Annotated in this window: 1 protein-coding gene and 1 pseudogene; one reads left to right on the plus strand and one right to left on the minus strand. The window is 57.9% G+C overall.

What is annotated here, in order from left to right:
• The first annotated feature begins 294 nt into the window (after positions 1 to 294).
• Positions 295 to 555, plus strand: a complete 261-nt coding sequence (locus tag ACX3P1_RS28225; protein WP_459083123.1) for a hypothetical protein — start codon at positions 295 to 297, stop codon at positions 553 to 555.
• Between the two features lie 38 nt (positions 556 to 593).
• Here the strand turns inward: ACX3P1_RS28225 and ACX3P1_RS28230 are convergent.
• A pseudogene (locus tag ACX3P1_RS28230) lies at positions 594 to 819 on the minus strand (hypothetical protein); the annotation flags it as partial.

Genomic DNA, 819 nt, shown 5'->3' on the forward strand with positions numbered 1-819 from the left:
TAGCACCTGTTCAGCGAGAATAGCTGGAATGTCGAGGGCGGTGTCCCATACAGTCCACGTCCCGTCATCCTCGCGGACGCATTGGTATTTTACTAAATTAGCCACCCCGAACAGATAGGGCGGTCGTGGACCGCGCCAAATCAATGACTGTTGCAGGACGTTACAGCACCTCAGCCGCGCGCTCTGCCTCGCAGCTAACCACCAATGCCTCTAACCGACAAGAGACTGTCAAGCCTAGCGCCAGAAGGAAGGGCGTAGATTGACGCATGGGGGCGCTGCTGAAATCATCGAGAGATGAAGTTACGAATCTTTCTATCGATCATTGCGCCGCTCGTTCTCTCTAGCTGTGGCAGTTGCAACATGCTTGGAGGCAGTCAGCCGGCACATTGTGATGCCGGATTAGTGGCCGGTGCGGTCGTTGCCGCTCCGGTTCTCATCCCAATGGCAATCGCCGATGATGCGAAGGCGCGATCCGCTCCTGTGCGGCCGGTCAAAAAGTTCGAGCCGAAAACGGAGCGAGAAAAAGAACTCTACCGCACAGCCGGCGGAAAATGAGCAGGGCGTGCGAAGAGTGATGCGCGGCAGAAGGCGGCTTAGTCAGTGACGATGGCTCTGGCGCAAAGCTTGTTGCCCGTCGGATCGCGAAGATAGGCCAGGTAGAGCTTGCGGGAACCCATCTCGCGAATGCCGGGCGGGTTCTCGATCGACGTTCCGCCATTGGCGACGCCGGCTGCGTGCCACGTGACCTGAGACCCGTGTTTCCTCCAGCCTATTGGAGAATCCGGAGATTGATTTGTGGCGTCATGCGGCCTGCTTTTC

It is taken from the genome of Mesorhizobium sp. A623 (assembly GCF_054489405.1).

What these genes read in the sequence shown, in the direction of transcription:
- ACX3P1_RS28225 (WP_459083123.1), top strand. Translation starts at nt 295, where the DNA reads ATGAAGTTACGAATCTTTCTATCGATCATTGCGCCGCTCGTTCTCTCT.